Source organism: Chryseobacterium sp. YIM B08800 (assembly GCF_026163565.1).
Taxonomy (GTDB): Bacteria; Bacteroidota; Bacteroidia; order Flavobacteriales; family Weeksellaceae; genus Chryseobacterium.
Map to the genome: position 1 here is coordinate 1 of NZ_JAPDKN010000114.1, position 1,007 is coordinate 1,007.

Here is a 1,007-nt window from a genome sequence, read left to right on the forward strand (position 1 = left end):
AGAACCAACTGGGGGATTTCCTTTTTCTAATGCCTGTTTTGCAAGCTCGATGCATTCAAGCATATATTTATTCTTGTTCATTTTTTAATTTAATTAGATTCTGCACCTCTGTTGAAACCAATTGTATTTCGGTAAATCTGAGGCGAAATATCCGTTTTATTCTTAAAAAGTCGACTAAAATAATATTCGTCCTCATAACCCAATTCGTAGGCAATTTCTTTAATCGTTTTATCTGTAAGATAAAGTTCTCTTTTGGCTTCAATAATGATTCGTTCCGTAATCAAATCAGAAAGTGTTTTATTAAAATGGTTTTTAGTAATTCTTGCGAGCGAAGCCGGAGTGTGATTTAATAAATCCGCATAATCACTAGCTGAATGTTTGGTTCGGAAATGATCTTCAATCGCATTTTTCAGATTCTGAATGATAAATTGTTGCTTAATGTTTACCGTTTCAGAATTCTCAATCGTTTGCTGCTCCAGTTTAATTCTGGTTGCCGTAACCAATAAAATTTTTAAGTAAGAAATCAGCACTTCATCCTTTCTGAAAGCATCATTTTTAAGTTCATTGGCAATTCCGTTAATCAGATTTAAAATCGAACTTTTACTTAATTCATTTAAGTCGATAAATGGTTGTTGATAAACATTATTAAATAAAATTCCATTCGCCGCAATTTCCTTATGATGCCTGTAAATACAGAAAAAATCGTGATGAAACTGAATCGAAATTCCTATGATCGGTTTCTCAGACTGCAACATAAAAGGCTGATAGGGATAAAACGCAAACAGCGTATTTTCCTTGAAAGAATAATCACAAAGGTCAACCGTCGCAACACCTTTTCCCGAAGTTATAAGGATTAAAGTAAAATAATTATTCCGTTGAATATGGTCAAAATAGCTATTGTTATCAAACTCAAAAAGCTTGAAAGCCAGATTCCCGTTTTGCTCATTCACGAGCGTGTAGACAGATTGTGATAACATTGTCTCTGCAATTTAATTATTATTTTTAAA

General features: G+C 32.7%; 1 protein-coding gene. It reads right to left on the reverse strand.

The window, feature by feature from the left end:
* Positions 1 to 89 precede the first annotated feature (89 nt).
* A complete protein-coding gene (locus tag OEW74_RS19550) occupies positions 90 to 977 on the reverse strand; it encodes a helix-turn-helix domain-containing protein (protein WP_265430075.1) in 888 nt (295 codons plus the stop codon).
* Positions 978 to 1,007: the final 30 nt, after the last annotated feature.

Bases quoted from the DNA above. Each gene is read 5' to 3' on its own strand.
- OEW74_RS19550 (WP_265430075.1), bottom strand. From the start codon at position 977: ATGTTATCACAATCTGTCTACACGCTCGTGAATGAGCAAAACGGGAAT.